This window comes from Pseudofulvibacter geojedonensis, assembly GCF_042675745.1.
GTDB lineage: Bacteria > Bacteroidota > Bacteroidia > Flavobacteriales > Flavobacteriaceae > Pseudofulvibacter > Pseudofulvibacter geojedonensis.
The window spans coordinates 370619-391088 of sequence record NZ_JBHTJM010000002.1 but is presented as its reverse complement, the minus strand read 5'-3'; the positions used below and the strand labels follow the sequence as shown (position 1 = coordinate 391088).

Sequence of the window (20470 nt, the reverse complement as noted above, 5' to 3'; positions counted from 1 at the left end):
AATTGGCAACGCTGATGGCAACTAAAAAAACAAAATCCTTGTAAATCAGATGTTTACAAGGATTTGTGTGAGCCCTGCAGGATTCGAACCTGCGACCGCCTCCTTAGAAGGGAGGTGCTCTATCCAGCTGAGCTAAGAGCCCGTAGTTTTTAAGTTTCTACGAAAACTGTGTCGGGGTAGCAGGATTCGAACCTGCGACCTCCTGCTCCCAAAGCAGGCGCGATAACCGGGCTACGCTATACCCCGAATAAAACCGGTTTTTAAGTTTTGGAGTGCAAATGTAATTATAAATTTAATAATAAAAACATTTTAAGTTAAGTTTATTTCTAAACTTAATAATAAAACTTAAATTCTGCGGAGAGACCGGGATTCGAACCCGGGCAACCCGAAGGTTGACAGCTTAGCAGGCTGCTGCATTACCACTCTGCCACCTCTCCAAAGTTATAAAGAACTTACAATACTAAATTGCGGTTGCAAATATATCTTAACATTACCTTTTACACAACATTTTTAGAAGCTTTTTTTAAAACTTTATGCTATCAAATTATTAATCAGGGTATTCTATACGTAAATGATATATGTTAATTAGTTTTTGCTTGAGTATTTTCTTTATTTGTTCGATCTCTTTAAAGGTAATATTGGCATTTAAAAATTGACCTTCAGATTTTTGTTTTTCAATAATTTGTTCAACAAAAGTGCTAATTTTTGTGTAATCAGGGTTTTTAATACTTTTAGAAGCAGCTTCTACACTATCGCACATCATTAAAATAGCAGTTTCTTTAGAAAATGGTTTAGGACCTGGGTATTGAAACTTTGTAATATCTACGTTTTCATTTATTTCCTTTTCCTTACTGTAAAAGTAATAAACTAAACTTGTACCATGATGAGTTCGAATAAAATCAATAATTCTATCTGGTAATCTATTTTTCTTAGCAATTTCTATTCCACTAATAACATGGTCTATTATTATTTGCGCACTTTCTTTTGGAGAGATTTCATCATGAGGGTTCATGTTGTTGTTTTGATTTTCAATAAAGAAAGTGGGTTCTTTTAATTTTCCAATGTCGTGGTATAAGGCTCCGACTCTTGTTAGCATAACATTGGCACCTATTTCATTTGCAGCAGCTTCTGCTAAGTTGGCAACATTTAATGAATGGTGAAAAGTTCCAGGAGCTTTATCTGCCAAATCTTTTAGTAATTTAGAATTGGTATCAGACAGCTCTAATAGTGATACATCTGATACTAGTCCGAATATTTTTTCAAAAATATAAATTAAGGGTTGAGCAAATAAAGTAGCTAATCCGCATAAAACAAAAAGGCCGAAAGTCTCTAATTTTAGTTCAATAATATTTCCTTCGTGTATTATATAAAATGAAAAATAAGCAATAATATAAACAAGTGTAATTTGTCCAACAGAAATAAACAAATTAGCTCTTTTGTATAATTCAGAAATTGTTAGAATAGTAATAATTCCAGCTATAATTTGTAAAAACATGTACTCGTAACTGTTCGGTACAATAAAACCGAGAAGTAAAACGGTTATAACATGTGCAAATAAACCTAGCCTGGCATCAAAAAAGGCTTTGAGTATTAATGGCATTATACAGATAGGCACAATATATAAATAAGAAGATTGATAACGCACCATAAGAGATGTGATGGCAATCATTAATATAATGTTAAAAAAGATAAAAGTGAGTTTGGTGTTGTTTTCAAAAATAGAAGGGCGATATTTTTTAACAAATAAGACTAGCATTAACAAAGCAAGAACTACCAAGATGCTATAGCCAAAAACAATCCAATTGTAATTTGACTCACTCCATACCTGAGAGGTGTAAATTTGTTTTAAAGAGTTTAATTGTTGTAGCTTATCTCCTTCAACAACTTCTCCTTTAGATATTATAATAGTATTTTCTTTTACTAGGCCTTGAGTGGGTAGTATCTTTGTTTTTTCAGCTTCGTAATGTTGTAATGTTTTGTTGCTGTTGTATCTTACATTTGTTTTTAAATGTTTAAAATATAGATTGTTTAAATAGCTTCTATGTTCGTTAAAAATACTATCGGATATAGATTTTTGTAAAAATTCTGTAGCACTTTCACTTGTAAAGAAATTTCCGAATAAATTTTTAGAAGCTTTGTTGGATCCTTTTATTTGAATAATTACTTCTCTACTCTCACTAAAAGTCAAATCTTCAGATAAAAGTCCTTTTTGGTAAATTACCGATAACGAATTGCTCAAAGTGTTTTTGCTTTTATTTTTTAAATCTAAATTTAAAGAGTCGGGAAAGCTAATTTCAAATTCATTTAATAGAGCTAAAGTAACATTTTTAACTATAGAGGTGTCGGCAACGAAGTATAGAGGTAATTGTTTTTCTAATTGTTTTTCTTCTTCGTTAATTTGATTTTTCGATTTTTCAATAGAAAAGTCAAATGGAGCGTATAAGTTTTTGTATTGCCATACTTTTCCTTTTTCAAATTGATACTTAAAAGAGCCTCCCTTAGGTAAGAGGTAAACTATAAAAAATACTGATACAACAAATAATAATAACTTATAAATGCTAGATTGGTAGGTATATAAATAGTGTGTTATTTTTTTCATTTAGTAACTTGTATGATATCAAAAATACTAATAAATACTTGATAAATGTAGTATTCGTAATTGTATAAAAAAATAGCTGAATAAGAGGTTAGCAATACCCGTAAAAAATCATTAAATTCGCAGACATTAATTAAGATTTAAATTATTTGAGATATGAGTAAAAAAGTTGTTATAGTTTCAGCTGCAAGAACTCCACTAGGGAGCTTTTTAGGAAGTTTATCATCAGTTTCTGCACCGAAATTAGGTGCTGTAGCTATTAAAGGAGCTTTAGATAAGATTAATTTATCTCCTAGCGAAGTAGATGAAGTTTTAATGGGGAATGTTGTACAGGCGGGAACAGGTCAGGCTCCAGCTAGACAAGCAGCTATTTTTGCTGGTATTCCAGAAAACGTACCTTGTACTACTATTAATAAAGTATGTGCCTCTGGTATGAAAGCTGTTATGCAAGGTGCTCAAGCTATTGCTTGTGGAGATGCTGAGGTTGTTGTAGCTGGTGGTATGGAAAATATGAGTTTAATACCTCACTATTATCATGCACGTTCTGCTTCTAAATTTGGTCCAGTTAAAATGTTAGATGGAATGCAGGTAGATGGCTTAACAGATGTTTATAGCCAAGAGGCTATGGGAGTTTGTGCAGATGCTTGCGCAACAGAATATGAGTTTTCACGAGAAGACCAAGATAATTTTGCTATTGAGTCTTATAAAAGATCTGCAGCAGCATGGGAAGCAGGAAAATTTGATAATGAAGTAGTTCCAGTATCAGTTCCTCAAAGAAGAGGAGAGCCTACTGTAGTAGCTAAAGATGAAGAGTATTCTAACGTTAAATTAGAGAAAATACCAAATTTGCGTCCGGCTTTTACAAAAGAAGGTACAGTTACAGCTGCTAATGCTTCTACTATTAATGATGGGGCAGGAGCCGTAATTTTAATGTCTGAAGAAAAAGCAAAATCACTAGGATTAACTCCATTGGCTACTATTACTGGGTATGCTGATGCAGCTCAAGAGCCTAAATGGTTTACAACAGCTCCAGCTAAGGCTTTACCAAAAGCGCTGGACAAAGCGGGTATTGGTATTGATGATGTTGATTACTTTGAATTTAATGAGGCTTTTTCTGTAGTTGGTTTAGCTAATATGAAAATTTTAGGCCTTTCAGCAGATAATGTAAATGTGAACGGAGGAGCGGTGTCTTTAGGTCATCCACTGGGATGTTCAGGAGTTAGAATTATCATAACATTATTAAGTGTCTTAGAGCAAAACAATGCTAAAATAGGAGCCGCAGCTATTTGTAATGGTGGTGGTGGTGCTTCAGCAATTGTAGTTGAGCGTTAATTTTAAAAAGAAATAAGTCTTCATGCGATACGGTATTGCTCATTTAAGTATTGTTCCTTTAAGAATAGAACCTGCCGACCCCAGTGAAATGGTTTCACAGGTGTTGTATGGTGATGTGTTTAAAGTAATAGAACAGCGAAAAAAATGGAGTAAAATTAGATTAGCGTTTGATAAGTATGAAGGTTGGATAGATAATAAGCAGTATTTAGAGATAACCGAAGAAGTATATAAAACAATGGTTAAAGAAGTGTTGAAGGTCACTTCTGATGTTGTTGAGTATATTACTTATCCTAACGGAAATATGAGTCTGTTACCTTTTGGAGCTACATTAAATGGTGTGGGTTTACTTAAGCATCAATTTGAAGGAAATTATATTAGTGATAAGCAACCAAAAGAAAATATTATAAAAACAGCGTTTATGTATTTAAACGCTCCTTATTTATGGGGAGGAAAAACACCATTCGGGATAGACTGTAGTGGTTTTACTCAAATGGTTTATAAAATTAATGGATATGCTATTTTGCGTGATGCATCACAGCAAGCTACACAAGGAGAGGCTTTAAGTTTTATTGAAGAAAGCGAACCTGGAGATTTAGCATTTTTTGATAATAGCGAAGGTAATATCATTCATGTGGGTATAATAATGAAAGACAATTACATTATTCATGCTCATGGTGAAGTTAGGATAGATAGATTAGATCATACAGGTATTTTTAATGTAGATAGAAATGTCCACACGCATAAACTTAGGGTGATTAAGAGAATTATATAAATAAAAAACCGCTCAATAGAGCGGTTTTTTTTTATGTTATTATTTATATTAATTAGCTTCAATAATTGCTTTCATTCTTTTAACATTATCCATATCGGCTAAAACACCATAAATATTTTTCAAAGTTTTAGCAGCATCTAGGTTTTTAGCATCTACAGTAAGAATTTTTTCTAAATAAGGAACGGCAGATTTGTATAGTTCATTACGTTGCTTTTGTAATAGATCATATTTTTTATTATCAGCAGATGAAGTTCCTAAAGAATTCATTTTTTCAACTAATGGTTTTTCATCTTCTAAAATTAAAGCGGCCATATTAAAGTTAGTGTTTATATCATCTCCTCTTAAGTCTAAGCTTTTTTGGTAGTATTCTCTTGCTTTTACTCTATCTCCATTTTCAGCAGACATAACCCCTAAGTTAAAGAATAATCCAGGATTATTAGGGTCTTTTTCTACAGCAGTTTTCATTAGTTGGGTAAACTCTTCTTTTTTACCTAATTCAAGGTATAAGTTAGCTTCTGTAATAATTAAGCTTACATCGTTAGGGTCGTTAGCTCTTGCGTCTTTGATAGCTGTAATAGCTTTTTCTGTATTACCTAAATTTACATGAATTAAAGCAATATTTTTAATTATTTCAGCTTTAACAGAAGGTGTTTGTTTTTCTGTAGGTTTAATGTGAGTTCCAGTTTTAAGAGCGAGAGTTCTCATTTGTTTGTTAGGGAAAGCCTCATCTTTTTTAGTAGCTGTATTGTAAGCCATGTATTGAGTCTTTACTCCTGTGTAATCAAGCTGTTTTAATTCTTCTAGTAATGGTAGAGATTTATCGTATTTTTTAGCGCTTATATATGTATTAGCAGCATAATATAAATATTCTTGATCTCCATTTAATCTATAAGCTGTAAGAAGTTTTTTTGCAGAAGCTTCATGTTTACCTTTGTTTGCGTCTTCTATAGCTTCGTTAACTATTTTTCCAGATAATTCTGTTTTTAGTTGAGAAATTTCAGCTTCGTATTTGTTACTTTTATTAGCTTCAAAATCAGCTAAGGCTTTCACAATACCATCGTAGTCTTTACCAGATAATACAGCTTTGGCTTTTAAATAGTAAAACTTAGCTTTGGTCTTATCGTCTGCATTACCTATAACTCCTTCAGCGGTAGATATTAAGCTTTTTACGTTAGCAAGGTTTCCTGATTTTATAGCTTTTTCTAAAGCTTTTACTTCATTTTTTTGAGCCATTGTCATTGTTGCAAATCCTAATAATGCAATAGCTAATACTTTTTTCTTCATTTATTTAAGTTTTAGGGATGTAAAAAGCCACAATAATGTATCTAATTAATAGAGTTATTATTATGGCTTAAGTTATTTCATTTAAAATTAATTTTATTCTTCTTCAGAACTACTTTCAATATCTGTGCCATCTTCTTTTACATCATTTTCATCATGCATAACTTTGGCTACAGCAGCTATAGAATCTTTACCTTTAATGTTGATAAGCTTAACACCTTGAGTGGCTCTACCCATTACACGTAAATCTTCTACTGCAATTCTAATAGTTATTCCTGATTTATTGATAATCATTAAATCATCATCATCAGTAACATTTTTTATAGCAACTAATTCACCAGTCTTTTCAGTTACAGATATAGTTTTTACTCCTTTACCTCCTCGGTTGGTAATTCTGTAGTCTTCTAAGCTAGAACGTTTACCATAACCGTTTTCAGAAACAACTAATATGTTACTGTCCATATCGTTTACAGAAACCATACCAACTACTTCGTCATTTTCATGGCCAAGAGTAATTCCTCTAACTCCTGATGCATTTCTACCCATTGGGCGAGTTTTACTTTCTTCAAAACGAATAGATTTACCAGATTTTAAAGCTAGCATAACTTGGCTGTTTCCAGTGGTTAGTTTTGCTTCTAGTAACTCATCGTCGTCTTTAATAGTAATTGCATTAATACCATTAGTTCTTGGCCTAGAGTATTGCTCTAAAGAAGTCTTTTTAACTTGCCCTTTTTTGGTGGCCATAATTACATAATGGTTGTTGATGTAATCCTCGTCTTTAAGGTCTTGAGTACAGATAAATGCTTTTACTTTATCATCTTGTTCTATATTGATAAGGTTTTGCATAGCTCTACCTTTAGATGATTTGCTTCCTTCTGGTATTTCGTAAACACGTAGCCAGAAACATTTTCCTTTTTGAGTAAAGAATAACATGTATTGATGATTAGTACCAACAAACATATGTTCTAAGAAATCTTGATTTCTAGTTGATGTACCTTTTGTGCCAACACCACCTCTGTTTTGTTTTTTATATTCTTCTAAAGGTGTACGTTTAATGTATCCTGCGTGCGAAATTGTAATAACAACTTTATGGTTTGGAATTAAGTCTTCAATACTTACACTTCCTCCAACGTACGATATTTCAGATCTACGTTCATCACCATACTTATCTCTTACTTCTTCAAGCTCTTCTTTAATAATCCCCATTCTACGAGATTTATGAGCAAGAATATCTTTTAAGTCTTTAATGGTTTCCATTAACGCGTCGTACTCCGAACGTAATTTGTCTTGCTCTAGTCCTGTTAACTGACGTAGACGCATTTCAACAATCGCACGGGCTTGAATTTCTGATAATTCAAAACGTTTGATTAATTTTTCGCGAGCTTCTTCAGTGTTTTTAGAGCCTCTTATTAAGGCTATTACCTCGTCTATATTATCTGAGGCAATAATTAGCCCTTCTAATATATGAGCTCTTTCTTCAGCTTTCTTTAATAAATATTGAGTCCTTCTGGTAACTACATCGTGTCTGTGTTCAACGAAGTAGTGAATTAAATCTTTTAGATTTAACATTTGAGGCCTACCATTAACTAAAGCAATATTGTTAACGCTAAAAGAAGATTGTAATGCGGTATATTTAAATAATTTGTTAAGAACAATATTAGGAACAGCATCTCTTTTTAAAACGTAAACAATACGCATACCTTTTCTATCAGACTCGTCTCTAATAGAAGAAATTCCTTCTAGTTTTTTGTCATTAACTAAATCGGCAGTTTTCTTAATCATATCTGCCTTATTAACCTGATAAGGTATTTCAGATACAATGATACATTCTCTTCCGTTAACTTCTTCTATTACAGCTTTACCACGTAATACAATTCTACCTCTACCTGTTTTAAAAGCATCGCGAACACCATCATATCCATAAATAATCCCTCCAGTAGGAAAGTCCGGAGCTTTAACATGTTGCATCAACTCATCAATTTCTATATCGTTGTTTTCAATATATGCAAGAGTTCCGTTTACAACTTCTGTCAAATTATGAGGGGGCATATTGGTTGCCATACCTACAGCAATACCAGAGGCTCCATTTACTAAAAGTCCAGGTATACGTGTTGGAAGAACTTTAGGCTCTTTTAAGGTGTCGTCAAAGTTTAATTGGTGGTCTACAGTGTCCTTATCGATGTCAGCCATCATATCCTCAGATATTTTGCGCATACGTACTTCTGTATAACGCATAGCTGCAGGGCTATCGCCGTCTACAGACCCAAAGTTTCCTTGACCATCTACTAGCATATATCGTAAACTCCATTCTTGAGCCATACGTACCATTGCATCGTATACAGAGGTGTCTCCGTGCGGGTGATATTTACCTAACACTTCTCCAACAACTCTTGCTGATTTTTTATGTGCTTTGTTAGAAGTTACACCTAATTCATGCATACCAAAAAGAACTCTTCTGTGTACGGGTTTCATTCCGTCTCTTACATCTGGTAATGCACGTGAAACAATAACCGACATTGAATAGTCAATGTAGGCTGATTTCATTTCATCTTCAATATTAATTGGTATCAGTCTTTCTCCTTCTGCCATGTATTAAAAATTTATTTTTATCAAACGAGCTAATATACATATTCTAAGCTTAAAAAAAGAAAAGAAATGAGGGCTTTTTAAACGAATTTATTAACAAAAAAAAAGTCGAAAATAGTTAATAACTATCATTGGGTTTTCTTTGTTTTTTAGCCTATATTTATTCTATTAGCAAGGTAAGAAGTTATATTTCGACCAATTTACCCTGAAAAATAACTTTTATTTAATAATTTTATAGGACTGAGTACAATTTATGGATGATAATTTTACACCAAGAGTTAAAGATGTTATAGGTTACAGTAAAGAAGAGGCACTGCGTTTAGGGCACGATTTTATTGGTACAGAACACTTGATGTTGGGTTTGTTGAGAGATGGAAATGGAAAGGCTATAGATATTCTTGATAAACTACAAATTGATTTAGATCATCTACGTAAAAAGGTAGAAATATTAAGTCCAGCAAATCCTAATGTAGCTTTTGAAACTAATCAAAAGAAGAATTTACATTTAACAAGGCAGGCAGAAAGAGCTTTAAAAACTACTTTTTTAGAGGCTAAATTATTTCAAGATACTTCTATAAATACGGCACATTTGTTGCTTTGTATTTTGCGTAATGAAAACGATCCAACAACAAAACTGTTGAACAAGCTTAAAGTAGCTTATGACAATGTTAAAGAACATTTTAAAAATATGCATGCAAACGAAGAAGATTATATAGATGATACTCCAAGAGCAGATGCTTTTCCTGATGATGATGGAAATGCAGGTGAAAGTGGAGATGCTAAAGAGAATCCTTTTACTTCAGGTAGTACAGGGAAGTCTGCTAAAAAATCTAAAACTCCAGTTTTAGATAATTTTGGTAGAGACTTAACAGCTTTAGCAGAGGCTGGAAAATTAGATCCAGTAGTAGGAAGAGAAAAAGAAATACAACGTGTTTCTCAAATATTGAGTAGACGTAAAAAGAATAATCCTTTATTAATAGGAGAACCAGGTGTTGGTAAATCGGCTATAGCAGAAGGTTTGGCTTTGCGTATTGTTAAGCGTAAAGTTTCTCGTATTCTTTTTGGAAAGCGAGTAGTAACTTTAGATTTAGCTAGTTTAGTAGCAGGAACAAAGTATAGAGGGCAATTTGAAGAGCGCATGAAGGCTGTTATGAATGAGCTAGAGAAGAATGATGACGTAATTCTTTTTATAGACGAAATTCATACTATAGTAGGAGCAGGAGGAGCAACGGGTTCTTTAGATGCTTCTAATATGTTTAAACCTGCTTTGGCTAGAGGTGAAATTCAATGTATAGGCGCAACAACTCTAGATGAGTACCGTCAATATATAGAAAAAGATGGTGCATTAGAGCGTCGTTTTCAAAAGGTTATCGTTGAGCCAACAACTATAGAAGAGACAATAGAAATTCTTCATAATATTAAAGGTAAGTACGAAGACCATCATAATGTAGATTATACAGATGAAGCTATTGAGGCCTGTGCTAAATTAACAAATAGGTATATGACAGATAGGTTTTTGCCAGATAAAGCTATTGATGCTTTAGATGAAGCGGGATCTAGAATACATATTACTAATTTAGATGTTCCTAAGCAGATTTTAGAGTTAGAGAAAAAACTAGAAGAAGTTAAGGAGTTAAAGTCATCTGTAGTTAAAAAGCAGAAATATGAAGAGGCAGCTAAATTACGTGATGATGAGAAAAAAATAGAAAAAGAATTATCTGTCGCTCAGGAAAAATGGGAAGAAGATTCTAAGTTGCACAAAGAAACGGTAACAGAAGATAATGTGGCGGATGTAGTTTCTATGATGACAGGAATACCAGTAAATAGGGTAGCTCAAAAAGAGACTAATAAATTAGCTGAGTTGCCAGATTTGATAAAAGGTAAAGTTATTGGCCAAGATACCGCTGTAGCTAAAGTTGTGAAAGCAATTCAGAGAAATAGAGTAGGTTTAAAAGATCCTAACAAGCCAATTGGTTCTTTTATATTTTTGGGTTCAACAGGTGTTGGTAAAACACAATTAGCTAAGGTGTTATCTAAAGAATTGTTTGATTCTACAGAAGCCTTGATAAGAATAGATATGAGTGAATATATGGAGAAGTTCGCTGTGTCAAGGTTAGTGGGGGCGCCTCCTGGGTATGTTGGTTATGAAGAAGGAGGGCAGTTGACCGAGAAAGTAAGAAGAAAGCCTTATTCGGTAGTATTGCTTGATGAAATTGAAAAAGCTCATCCAGATGTGTTTAATATGATGCTTCAAGTATTAGACGACGGACATTTGACAGATTCTTTAGGTAGAAAGATTGATTTTAGAAATACGATTATCATCATGACATCAAATGTAGGTGCCAGAAAATTACAAGATTTTGGTACAGGCGTTGGTTTTGGGACTAAAGCGAGAAGTGAACAGGAGGATGATATGGCTAAAAGTGTGATAGAAAACGCTTTAAAAAAGGCTTTTGCTCCAGAATTCTTAAATCGTATCGATGATGTTGTTGTCTTTAATTCATTAAGTAGAGATGATATACATAAGATTATAGATATAGAGCTAGGGAAGCTGTATGCAAGAATAGGTGATTTGGGTTATGAGTTGACTTTAAGTGAAAAAGCAAAAGATTATATTACAGATAAAGGATACGATAAGCAATATGGAGCTAGACCTTTAAACAGAGCTATACAAAAATATATAGAAGATGCTTTGGCAGAAGAAATAGTTTCGTCTCATATTAAAGAAGGTGATAAAATTTTTATGGATTTAGACGAAGAAAAAGATGAATTAACTATAAAAATTGAGAAAGCAGAGAAGTCTGCCGAATCATAATAGTTATTTCTTTAAATAATAAAAAAAGAGGAGCATTTTGCTTCTCTTTTTTTATTAGAATTAATGACATAAAAAAACCGATAACTTTTGTTACCGGTTTTGTGGGGAGAGCAGGATTCGAACCTGCGAAGTCGAAAGACAACGGAGTTACAGTCCGTCCCATTTGGCCGCTCTGGAATCTCCCCCAAAGCATTCGTTTATGCGGTTGCAAATATAGTAGTGTTTTTCAATAATACAAACATTTTTGTTGTAAAAATTATCAATAAAAAACAAGTGGTTGATAATGAATACTAAAGCTTGAATAGTTGAGTTATAAAGTGTACATTTATCCATCTAAAGTATACCCTAAACATGCAAAATCGCCTACTTTTTTTGTTCGCTATTATTTTATGTAGTTTTAAGAATTCTTTTTCTCAACAAAAAGAACAAGATAGTGTGTGGGTATCTATTTATACTACAGATAGTGTTACAAGGTATTCTAAAAAGTTTCCTTATAGTGGTTTGTTCGTAAAGAGTATTCAGTTGCCAGCAATTGATAAAAAAGATTATAAAAAAGATTTTATTTCTTTGGTGAAAACAGATAAGCAGTTGCTAGAGCAATCTTTGTTAAACCAATCATATTCACCAGAAGAAATAAAAGGTACAACCCTTCAAAAAAAATTAAGAGAGTTTGAACAATTATCTTATCCGTTTTCAAGTGTTATTACTCAAGCTTTAGCAGAACAAATAGCAATCCCTAATAGCGAAAGTATTCTGGTCTCTTATAAAGGAAATGTGTTTAAAGAATCAAAAAAAACAAAAACATTAAATACCAATCATGCTTTTTTAAAAATAAATAAACATGATAGTATTGTTTTTAATGAACAATTGTATTTACGTTCTAGATTGTTAGATTTTATAGTAGGTAATAATTCAAGATCAATAAACAATACTGAATGGATCTTAAAAGCATATAATGAAAAGGTAGAGGTGTTGCCTTACCTGTCTAATTATGACAATCAATTTATGCGATTAGAAGGTACTTATTCATTAATTAGTAAGCTGATCCCAGCTTACAAGCATTTTTCTAACTATACAGTAAAGATAAAAGATATAAAAAAGATAAGTAAGGAGTTAATAGGTTTTGATGTAAATGTATTGAGTACACTATCTTATGAGGAATGGATGAGTGAGGTTGATTTTGTGAAAAAAAATCTAACTGATTTACAAATTGATAGTATAAAAAAGAAGCTTCCTTATACAATTAAGGATAGAGCTACTGAACAACTTTTTGAAGTTTTAAAAGGTAGAATAAAAAACTTAGAGTTAATAGCAACAGAATATTATAATTTAATATCTCCTCATAAAATTGTTAAAGCATCAAATAATAGTAATATAATTGTTGTTAACAGGAAGTCTAATGGTGTAACCAATGTAAATATCTACAATGAAAAAGAGGGGAAAAAGAGTCCGATAAATAGTTATTCGTTTACTAAAAAGAACACTAAAAGTATTTGGGTATATGGTTTGGATGGAAGCGATTATTTTGAGGTAAACGGCGAGTCAAAGTTAGCTATTCCTATTAGTTTAATAGGTGGGAATCATCTCGATAAATATGAAATTAACAACGGTAGGGGAATAACTATTTATGATACAAAAAAACAAACAAATATTGTTCGATCTCATAAGGCTAAAAAGGTATTGTTTAATGATGGTTACTTAGTAGATAATTCACTAGTAAAATATAAACACAGTAGTTATAAAATAAGCCCTGTTTTAGGAGCTAACCCGGACGACGGTATATTTATTGGTGCTTTAAACACTTTGAGAGTTAATAATTTCGAACGCAATCCGTTTACTCAAAATCATGAACTGGAAGGGGTGTTCTATTTAGGGCAGATAGGCTTTAAGTTGAGGTACACAGGAGAAGTGGTTAATTTGGTAAAAGACAACAATGCGTTTGTATCTGTAGGTTACCAAAGCCCTAATTATAGTACTAATTTTTTTGGGTTTGGAAATGAAACGCCCAATTTTGATGATAACTTAAAGTTAAAATACAATAGGGTTCGTATGTCTGTGCTAAATACTCAATTGGGGTTGGTGAGAAAGAAAAAAAGGTATGAAGCAAAGGTGAATTTCTTTTTAGAAAGTATTAAAGTAGATAAAACACCTGAAAGATTTGTTAGTTCAGAAACTTTGTTTTTTCCAGATGATGAGTTCTTTGATTTAAAAAATTATATAGGCTTAAATCTTGGCTTTAAGTATAAAAAAATAAAACTTATCGAAGATTTGAAGCTAGTCCCTAATTTATCAGTAAAATCCGCAGTAAATCTTAAAGACACACAAAAGATTGTAACAAGTATTCAACCAGATGTTATGTTGTCTTATCCTGTTTATAAGGATAAAGTTTGGGTTGACGCTAGGTTGAATTATAATTATGTTTTTGGTAAACATTTAGAGTTTTATCAAGCGGCTAGTATTGGAGGGAACAATGGTTTAAGAGGTTATAGAAACCAAAGATTTACTGGGCAATCATCATTGTTTTCTAATTCTGATATAAAATGGTATGTAAAAGATTTAAAATCTGATGTATTGCCTCTTCAATTTGGTTTAATAAGTGGTTTTGATGCGGGAAGAGTTTGGTTAGCAGGTGAATCGTCTAATAAATTACATACTTCTTACGGAGCTGGATTTTGGTTACAATCTGCTAATTTATTAAAAGGGTCTTTAATGACTTTTGGGTCAAGTGAGGGGATACGATTTAATTTTAGTGTATCTTTTGGGTTGTAAAGTTTTTATTTTGAAATATCTTTACTTTTTGTAAAAAGGGATAAAATAGTTGATTGTGTACCCAAAACCAACACCCCATTTGCTTGTTTCATATGTCTTTCCAAAGCCAGGGATGTACAAATTATCGAAGTTTTCGGCAGAATTATTGCTAATGTTTCTTTTTAATTGGACATTAACGCCAAGGTATACATTGTTGAGTACTTCTGTTTTTATACCAAAAATAAATTCTATCCAATGAGAAGAAATTCCGTTGAATGATTCGGGAGTATTTATTAAGTTATTCTCATTCCAATAGTCATCAGTATTGTATATGCTATAGCTGTTTAAAGTTTGAGAAAAAGAGCTAAATCCGTATCTTAAACCTGCGTAAATGGCATTTTCCATATTTAACCAGTTTTGGTAGGCATTGTAATCTACTCCAAATTTAATGTATGACCCTTTAGTGTTTAAATTGATTTGAGTCTCATTTATTAAATGATTTTCATAACCTATTTCACCAGCTATATAATATTTCTTTGCAAATTTATAATCTGCATTTATTTCAAAAGCAGTGTAATTGCTTCTAATAGCAGTTTTTATAAGCTTTGAAATGTCCGTACCTACTCGCAATCCATAACGATGCTTTTTGCTAGAAGAGTCTATTGCTTTTTCTTGACTATATAAACAAAGGCTGCAAAATAAACTAATGATAAATATGTATATGCGCATTATTTTCGTTGTCTATTGTAGTTTGTTTGATTTCGGTATTTAGAATCCAGTTGTCACTATCAGCTGTAAATCCTATATTGGTATTCTTGTAGATGTTTTTGTATCCACATGCTCTCGATATAAAAACCTGTTCGTTATTGTATGATATTGTTATTTCATCTGTATTACCACCAATTATATCATCACTAGTATCGTCTGGAGTTCCATTGTTATTATAAGTGTAGTCTTTTGTAAGGGTAAATAAGGTATTGTTGTTTAATACTCTTAATGGTAGAACAATAGAGTCTTTTGTGGTCGTTATGCCAATTTCTTCACTATTACTAACTCCATTTACTTTTAGATTGTTAACAGCTTTTAGCTCATTTGTGTTCGATATGTTGTAAAATCTAATAATTAAATGCGGTGTATTAGCATTAGCATCAGAGCATATATCATCTTTTTCGCAACCTACAAGTATCCCAATAACTGTTATAATGAGAATAAGTGCCTTTTTCATACCTTTTGTGCGTTTCTATAAAAACAAAAATAATAGTATTTTAATTTTTTAGGCTTAAAAAGCTATTAAAGTTTGTTAAAAGCGAACATTTTTTTGTTTTACTGTTGTTTTATAATACATGTTAGCTCATAGTAGTTTAAAAGAAAAAAAGAATATGGAAAATGAAATGTTTTAATGAAGGTGTAAAAGGAGCTTACAAAGTGTTAAAAAGTTGAAAGTGTAGTGGTTGTACTTGTAAGATAGAGGTAAAATTATAAACATAGTTGGGTTTAATGTTTGTTTTGTATAAAACATAATAAAAAACTTGCATAAATTTATTAATTTGCAGCACTTAGGGGTGATTTCTCTCCCACGCTGAATTTTCGATGCGTTATCGAAAGGATAAAGGTACAGAAGGAATGGTTATTTTATTTATCTTAAATTATTTAAAAAATGGCTGTTTTAGAACAAGTAACGTCACAACAAGCAATTGAATTAGAAGACAAGTATGGAGCTCATAACTATCACCCATTACCAGTAGTTTTATCGAAAGGTGAAGGAGTATATGTTTGGGATGTAGAAGGAAAAAAGTATTATGATTTTCTATCTGCTTATTCTGCAGTAAACCAAGGACATTGTCATCCTAAAATAGTAGGGGCTATGGTGGCTCAAGCGCAAACATTAACGTTAACTTCAAGAGCATTTTATAATGATATGCTTGGTAAGTATGAAAAATATGCAACTGAACTTTTTGGTTTTGATAAGTTGTTGCCAATGAATACAGGAGCCGAGGCTGTTGAAACAGCTCTTAAATTATGTAGAAAGTGGGCTTATGAAGTTAAAGGGCTTGCGGAAAATGATGCTCAAATAGTTGTATGTGAAAACAATTTCCATGGAAGAACAACTACCATTATTTCTTTTTCTAATGACCCAGTTGCAAGAAAAAACTTTGGGCCATTTACAAATGGTTTCATTAAGATAGCGTACGACGATTTAGAGGTATTAGAGGAAACATTAAAGAATAATAAAAACATAGCAGGTTTTATGGCGGAGCCTATTCAGGGCGAAGCTGGAGTTTATGTGCCGCAAGAGGGGTATTTGGCTGGAGCAAAAGCATTGTGTGAAAAGTATAATGTTTTGTTTATTGCAGATGAAGTGCAAACAGGTATTGCACGTACTGGTAAAATGGTAGCCGTAGATCATGAAAATGTTAAGCCAGACATTTTAATATTAGGAAAAGCCTTAAGTGGAGGAGCTTACCCAGTTTCTGCTGTATTGGCTAATAATAATATTATGAATGTTATTAAGCCAGGAAACCACGGTAGTACTTTTGGAGGAAATCCTATAGCAGCAGCTGTTGCAATAGCGGCTTTAGAGGTTGTTAGAGAAGAGAAACTAGCAGAAAATGCTGAAGTCTTAGGTCAGTTATTTAGAGAAGAAATGTCTAAATATATAGCTGACAGTAATATTGTTTCTTTAGTAAGAGGAAAAGGTTTGTTAAACGCAATAGTTATTAATGATTCTGAGGAAAGTAATACTGCTTGGAATATTTGCTTGCGTTTACGTGATAATGGTTTATTAGCTAAACCTACTCATGGTAATATAATTCGTTTTGCACCTCCTTTAGTTATGAATAAAGAGCAGTTGTTAGATTGTGTTTCTATAATAGTAAAAACATTAAAAGAGTTTGAGAAGTAATAATTTCTAAAAGCTTTTTATTATTATCATAATAAAGGCGCTAGATTTATCTAGCGCCTATTTTTGTGCCGTTATGTATGGATTAAATAACTTGACATTATGAAATGAATTGTGTATTTATATACTATTTACTCTAAGAAGGTATTAAGTATTTATAAGTTTGCATTTTATAAAAAAGTATTTCTTTTTTTTCGGTCTAGTTTTCTAGTCTATAAAAACTTTAATGTTTTATTTTTTGCTATACAATTTAGCTTTTAAGTTTATAAGTATATAGGGGATTAAAAAGAACTTGTTTCTGTTAGTAAGTATATTTGATTAAGAATTTCTCAAAATTGATATAAATAAAAAAGCCAAGTTTAAACTTGGCTTTTTTTAGTATGAATGAATTTTTTATCTCTATTGTTTATTTAACTGTAACCTTTTTAGTGATGTTAAAATCTTGGTCAGTTATAACTTTAACTATATATACTCCTGAACTTAAAGAAGCAGTAGGGAAAGTGTATTCTGTATCGTTTCCAAGGTTGATGTTGTTAAAGATTTGTTTTCCGGCAGCATCATACATTGTAAAAGACTTTACAGTATGAGATTTAGGATTGCTTATAATTAGCTGTTCTAAATCGTTGTTTTGGAATACATTAAAAGAACTGGTTATTTCTTCTTCTTCTAAATTTAAAGCTTCTTCTTGCTCTGCATAAGCATCTCTAAACACAACAACAAAACGATCATTGTAAGTTCCTTGATCTAAAGTAACTTCAAATGTTCCGTTTTTGATATCTGTATAGCTATCGTTAAGTTTGTCGTGCATAAATACGTCAATGTTTTCATCAACATGAGTAAGACTGTTAACAGTAATGCTATAAGGTGTAGCGTCGTTAGCTACAACAATACCAAAAGGTAATCTAGCATCAATATCATAAGTAATAGATTTTATAGATAAATCATTTTCATCTATAACAAAGTAAGTGTCAGACGCTAATTTTTGTGCAATTCTAGCATCACAGGTAGGTTTAAAACTTAAATCAGTACCATTTCTAAAAGCAATAACACTTTCTCTGTAATAAGAGTCAGCAATTTTTGAATGGATTCTTATTTCTGGAATTCTTGTAGGGTTATTAACAATATCCATATAGTCTAAGCCATTATGAGACATTGCAATGATCTCTTCGTCTTCACTACTAGCTCTAGCAAAAATATCAACACCAGCTGGGCTGTCTTTTACATATAAACGCATAGAGTTGTCAAACTCTGCTGTAGCATTTTGTAACCCGTTAATGTTTCTAACCATAAAACCTTGTCCAATAGCAGCATATCTACGACTATATGTTCCTGAATATGCAGTACCAGATCCACTAGCCCCTCCATTATTTTGTCCATCACCGTTATAGCTGGTAAAGGTTGCTGGGGTAAATGTTCCGTGATCATTATCGTCAACTAATACTCCAGGTACCCATACACCGTAACCACCTTCGTAGTCATGTAAGTTGTGAGATCCTACGGCCTTTTGTTGCCAAAAATAAATTGCAGACTCTAAGTTGGCAATGTTGTTAACATTTCTTAAAAACATTTTTAAATCTAATGTAGATGGGTAAGGATTACCCACTAATGTTTCTACTTGGCTAGCTTGTAAACCATCATAATTTACAGAACCTCCTTGGGTAGCGTCAGATGTACCATTCCAATCTACATTAACAGTCATGTTTCCGGTTTTTGGACGACCTCTATAATCTATAGTAGTTCTAGTAGGTCTTCCTTTTAGAGTAAATCCTAAAGCAGGGTTGGTTGCCATTCCAGCATTCCACCCCCAATAATCATAAGAACTCTCTGTGTTATATATCCAAAATTCTGCAATTTGAGTATCTGTACTATTGTAGCCTCCAATAAAAGGAAATGCAGTTGAGTTTACGTTAGAAGGATCTGCGTTGTCAGCAGGATCGAACATTAAAGATTTATCAGATGCAGTGTTCGCTCTTGTGGTTCCATCAGGAGCTAAACCAACAGGAGAATTCCAGTAATTATACTCATAAACACCAACAGTCTGATCTTGGTATACAGAAAGAGCACCAGCATCGGAATTTTTTATATCGTTATCTTGAACTAATTGCGCTCCATCTCTTAAATATAAGTAAGAATCTGTGTTCTCTAGTCGTACATCATTAGTAACAAAAACAACTTCATCTTGAACAAACATGTAACTGTTTGGAGAAACATATAATTCTTGAGCGCTTACAAGACCTGTAAAGGCTAAGAGTAAAGCTAAAGTAAGGGTATTTTTTTTCATACTATTTTGGATTTGTAGTAATTATACGAAATATACGAATTTCTAAGCTGTTTAACTAGTGTTTTTTGTTAACAATAGAGCTACTTTTCTTTATACGGTTTAAAAAATCCGATAAACGACATAGTAGTGTTTTTGTTTCTACTTATTTAGTTGAACGGTACTTCGTAAGTTTCGGTAGTTGTAGGGGTGGTTATGGTTCCAAAATTATAGTCTTCGTTTATGATGGTTTCATTGGTACTACTATTAACTAAAAATAAGTTTAAAATATGTATTGTAGACGAGTAATCTAAGGTTCTTGTATGGTTTAAGTAAACGTTGTTTATTGTGCTAGATTGTATTGCAGAATTGAGGTAGTCTGGACCAACTGCAGGTTGTGTAATATCGTCTTGCGGATTTACATTACCATTGCTGTCTTCGTTTCTTGTTAAAATACCGTCTTCATCATCATCCTCATCTAAGTAATTAGGAGTTCCGTCTCCATCTGTATCAACAGCATCAGATAAGTCACCATCTCCGTCAGGATCGGCCATTTCATTAATGGTTGGTACGTTGTCTCCGTCGTCGTCAGAGTCTAAATAATTGGGTATTCCATCTCCATCAGTATCATCGTCATCAAAGTTTCCATTATTGTTTAAATCTTCAAATTCGGCAGGAATTCCATCATTATCATCTATAGTTAAAGATGTTATGAATTTTACTGTTCCGTTGTCTGAAAACGAATCAGAAGTGGTGTTAGGGTTTGTTGGGGGTAAAGAGTTACAAAATATTCCAGTTGGATCACCGTTATAAGTTCTGTAATTGAATGTATGTGTGCTGGATAAAGAAGTTGTGTTTTCTCCAGCAGTAGTTAGAAAGTTGGCGCTGCTAATAGGTAATCTAGCAGATAATGACTCATAAGGTGCTTGAGTTTTTATTTTGTAGAGAATAAAGTCTGTATTACCAGAACAATGTTGAAGATTTACATCATCAAATTCTAAATTGGTTACAAAAACATCACCATCGTCACAAGCTACAAATAGAGTGGCAACAGCTATTAATACTACTTTTCTTAACATTTTCACCTTATTGAAATTAAATTAGGCCACAAAATAACGAATATTTATGGAGTTTTATTTTATTTCAGTTATTTTTACATCCCCTTATTATAAACTTTATAAACT

12 protein-coding genes and 4 tRNA genes are annotated in these 20470 nt (G+C 32.4%); 5 read left to right on the top strand and 11 right to left on the bottom strand.

The genetic code is table 11. From position 1 onward, the window contains the following. Positions 1 to 68: 68 nt before the first annotated feature. From ACFQ1O_RS02485 to ACFQ1O_RS02470, 4 genes are all read right to left on the bottom strand, one after another. Positions 69 to 142 (bottom strand) — tRNA-Arg (locus ACFQ1O_RS02485). A gap of 29 nt (positions 143 to 171) precedes the next feature. Next, a tRNA-Pro gene (locus ACFQ1O_RS02480) sits at positions 172 to 246 on the bottom strand. Between the two features lie 109 nt (positions 247 to 355). Then, positions 356 to 437, bottom strand: a tRNA-Ser gene (locus tag ACFQ1O_RS02475). A gap of 110 nt (positions 438 to 547) precedes the next feature. After that, on the bottom strand, positions 548 to 2599 hold the full coding sequence (locus ACFQ1O_RS02470; RefSeq protein ID WP_377712956.1) for an HD family phosphohydrolase: 2052 nt from the start codon (positions 2597 to 2599) through the stop codon (positions 548 to 550). 153 nt (positions 2600 to 2752) lie between these two features. Between ACFQ1O_RS02470 and ACFQ1O_RS02465 the strand changes: the two genes are divergently transcribed. After that, positions 2753 to 3928 (top strand): acetyl-CoA C-acyltransferase, encoded by a 1176-nt coding sequence (locus ACFQ1O_RS02465; RefSeq protein ID WP_377712954.1) that lies wholly within the window; start codon positions 2753 to 2755, stop codon positions 3926 to 3928. Positions 3929 to 3950: 22 nt separating this feature from the next. After that, entirely contained in the window at positions 3951 to 4700 is a 750-nt protein-coding gene (locus tag ACFQ1O_RS02460) for a C40 family peptidase (RefSeq protein ID WP_377712952.1), read from the top strand. A 48-nt stretch (positions 4701 to 4748) separates the two neighbouring features. On the opposite strand, the gene ACFQ1O_RS02455 is transcribed toward ACFQ1O_RS02460, so the two are convergent. Together ACFQ1O_RS02455 and gyrA are read right to left on the bottom strand one after the other, a co-directional pair. Continuing rightward, the gene (locus ACFQ1O_RS02455; RefSeq protein WP_377712950.1) at positions 4749 to 5984 is read right to left on the bottom strand and encodes a tetratricopeptide repeat protein; all 1236 of its coding nucleotides are present in this window, start codon (positions 5982 to 5984) and stop codon (positions 4749 to 4751) included. A 93-nt stretch (positions 5985 to 6077) separates the two neighbouring features. After that, positions 6078 to 8570 (bottom strand): DNA gyrase subunit A, encoded by a 2493-nt coding sequence (gene gyrA / locus ACFQ1O_RS02450; RefSeq protein ID WP_377712948.1) that lies wholly within the window; start codon positions 8568 to 8570, stop codon positions 6078 to 6080. Positions 8571 to 8820: 250 nt separating this feature from the next. On the opposite strand from gyrA, the gene ACFQ1O_RS02445 reads away from it, so the two are divergent. After that, on the top strand, positions 8821 to 11382 hold the full coding sequence (locus tag ACFQ1O_RS02445) for an ATP-dependent Clp protease ATP-binding subunit (RefSeq protein WP_377712946.1): 2562 nt from the start codon (positions 8821 to 8823) through the stop codon (positions 11380 to 11382). Between the two features lie 102 nt (positions 11383 to 11484). Here ACFQ1O_RS02445 and ACFQ1O_RS02440 read toward each other — a convergent pair. After that, positions 11485 to 11567, bottom strand: a tRNA-Tyr gene (locus ACFQ1O_RS02440). A 166-nt stretch (positions 11568 to 11733) separates the two neighbouring features. On the opposite strand from ACFQ1O_RS02440, the gene ACFQ1O_RS02435 reads away from it, so the two are divergent. Next, positions 11734 to 14151: a hypothetical protein gene (locus ACFQ1O_RS02435; RefSeq protein ID WP_377712944.1), complete on the top strand. Its 2418-nt coding sequence runs from the start codon at positions 11734 to 11736 to the stop codon at positions 14149 to 14151. A 21-nt stretch (positions 14152 to 14172) separates the two neighbouring features. On the opposite strand, the gene ACFQ1O_RS02430 is transcribed toward ACFQ1O_RS02435, so the two are convergent. Together ACFQ1O_RS02430 and ACFQ1O_RS02425 are read right to left on the bottom strand one after the other, a co-directional pair. After that, positions 14173 to 14859, bottom strand: coding sequence for a DUF6048 family protein (locus ACFQ1O_RS02430; protein WP_377712942.1), 687 nt, complete (start codon positions 14857 to 14859; stop codon positions 14173 to 14175). Further along, a complete protein-coding gene (locus ACFQ1O_RS02425) occupies positions 14834 to 15355 on the bottom strand; it encodes a DUF6452 family protein (protein ID WP_377712940.1) in 522 nt (173 codons plus the stop codon). Before ACFQ1O_RS02425 ends, ACFQ1O_RS02430 begins: the two co-directional genes overlap by 26 nt. A gap of 432 nt (positions 15356 to 15787) precedes the next feature. Here ACFQ1O_RS02425 and rocD point away from each other — a divergent pair, with 432 nt between their 5' ends. After that, positions 15788 to 17032, top strand: a complete 1245-nt coding sequence (gene rocD, locus ACFQ1O_RS02420; protein WP_377712938.1) for an ornithine--oxo-acid transaminase — start codon at positions 15788 to 15790, stop codon at positions 17030 to 17032. Positions 17033 to 17435: 403 nt separating this feature from the next. On the opposite strand, the gene ACFQ1O_RS02415 is transcribed toward rocD, so the two are convergent. Next, the gene (locus ACFQ1O_RS02415) at positions 17436 to 19310 is read right to left on the bottom strand and encodes a T9SS type A sorting domain-containing protein (RefSeq protein WP_377712936.1); all 1875 of its coding nucleotides are present in this window, start codon (positions 19308 to 19310) and stop codon (positions 17436 to 17438) included. Positions 19311 to 19456: 146 nt separating this feature from the next. After that, positions 19457 to 20365, bottom strand: coding sequence for a hypothetical protein (locus ACFQ1O_RS02410; protein ID WP_377712934.1), 909 nt, complete (start codon positions 20363 to 20365; stop codon positions 19457 to 19459). Positions 20366 to 20470: the final 105 nt, after the last annotated feature.

Excerpts from the sequence above, each read along its gene's own strand:
- ACFQ1O_RS02470 (WP_377712956.1), bottom strand. The coding sequence starts at position 2,599 with ATGAAAAAAATAACACACTATTTATATACCTACCAATCTAGCATTTAT.
- ACFQ1O_RS02465 (WP_377712954.1), top strand. The coding sequence starts at position 2,753 with ATGAGTAAAAAAGTTGTTATAGTTTCAGCTGCAAGAACTCCACTAGGG.
- ACFQ1O_RS02460 (WP_377712952.1), top strand. The coding sequence starts at position 3,951 with ATGCGATACGGTATTGCTCATTTAAGTATTGTTCCTTTAAGAATAGAA.
- ACFQ1O_RS02455 (WP_377712950.1), bottom strand. The coding sequence starts at position 5,984 with ATGAAGAAAAAAGTATTAGCTATTGCATTATTAGGATTTGCAACAATG.
- gyrA (WP_377712948.1), bottom strand. The coding sequence starts at position 8,570 with ATGGCAGAAGGAGAAAGACTGATACCAATTAATATTGAAGATGAAATG.
- ACFQ1O_RS02445 (WP_377712946.1), top strand. The coding sequence starts at position 8,821 with ATGGATGATAATTTTACACCAAGAGTTAAAGATGTTATAGGTTACAGT.
- ACFQ1O_RS02435 (WP_377712944.1), top strand. The coding sequence starts at position 11,734 with ATGCAAAATCGCCTACTTTTTTTGTTCGCTATTATTTTATGTAGTTTT.
- ACFQ1O_RS02430 (WP_377712942.1), bottom strand. The coding sequence starts at position 14,859 with ATGCGCATATACATATTTATCATTAGTTTATTTTGCAGCCTTTGTTTA.
- ACFQ1O_RS02425 (WP_377712940.1), bottom strand. The coding sequence starts at position 15,355 with ATGAAAAAGGCACTTATTCTCATTATAACAGTTATTGGGATACTTGTA.
- rocD (WP_377712938.1), top strand. The coding sequence starts at position 15,788 with ATGGCTGTTTTAGAACAAGTAACGTCACAACAAGCAATTGAATTAGAA.
- ACFQ1O_RS02415 (WP_377712936.1), bottom strand. The coding sequence starts at position 19,310 with ATGAAAAAAAATACCCTTACTTTAGCTTTACTCTTAGCCTTTACAGGT.
- ACFQ1O_RS02410 (WP_377712934.1), bottom strand. The coding sequence starts at position 20,365 with ATGTTAAGAAAAGTAGTATTAATAGCTGTTGCCACTCTATTTGTAGCT.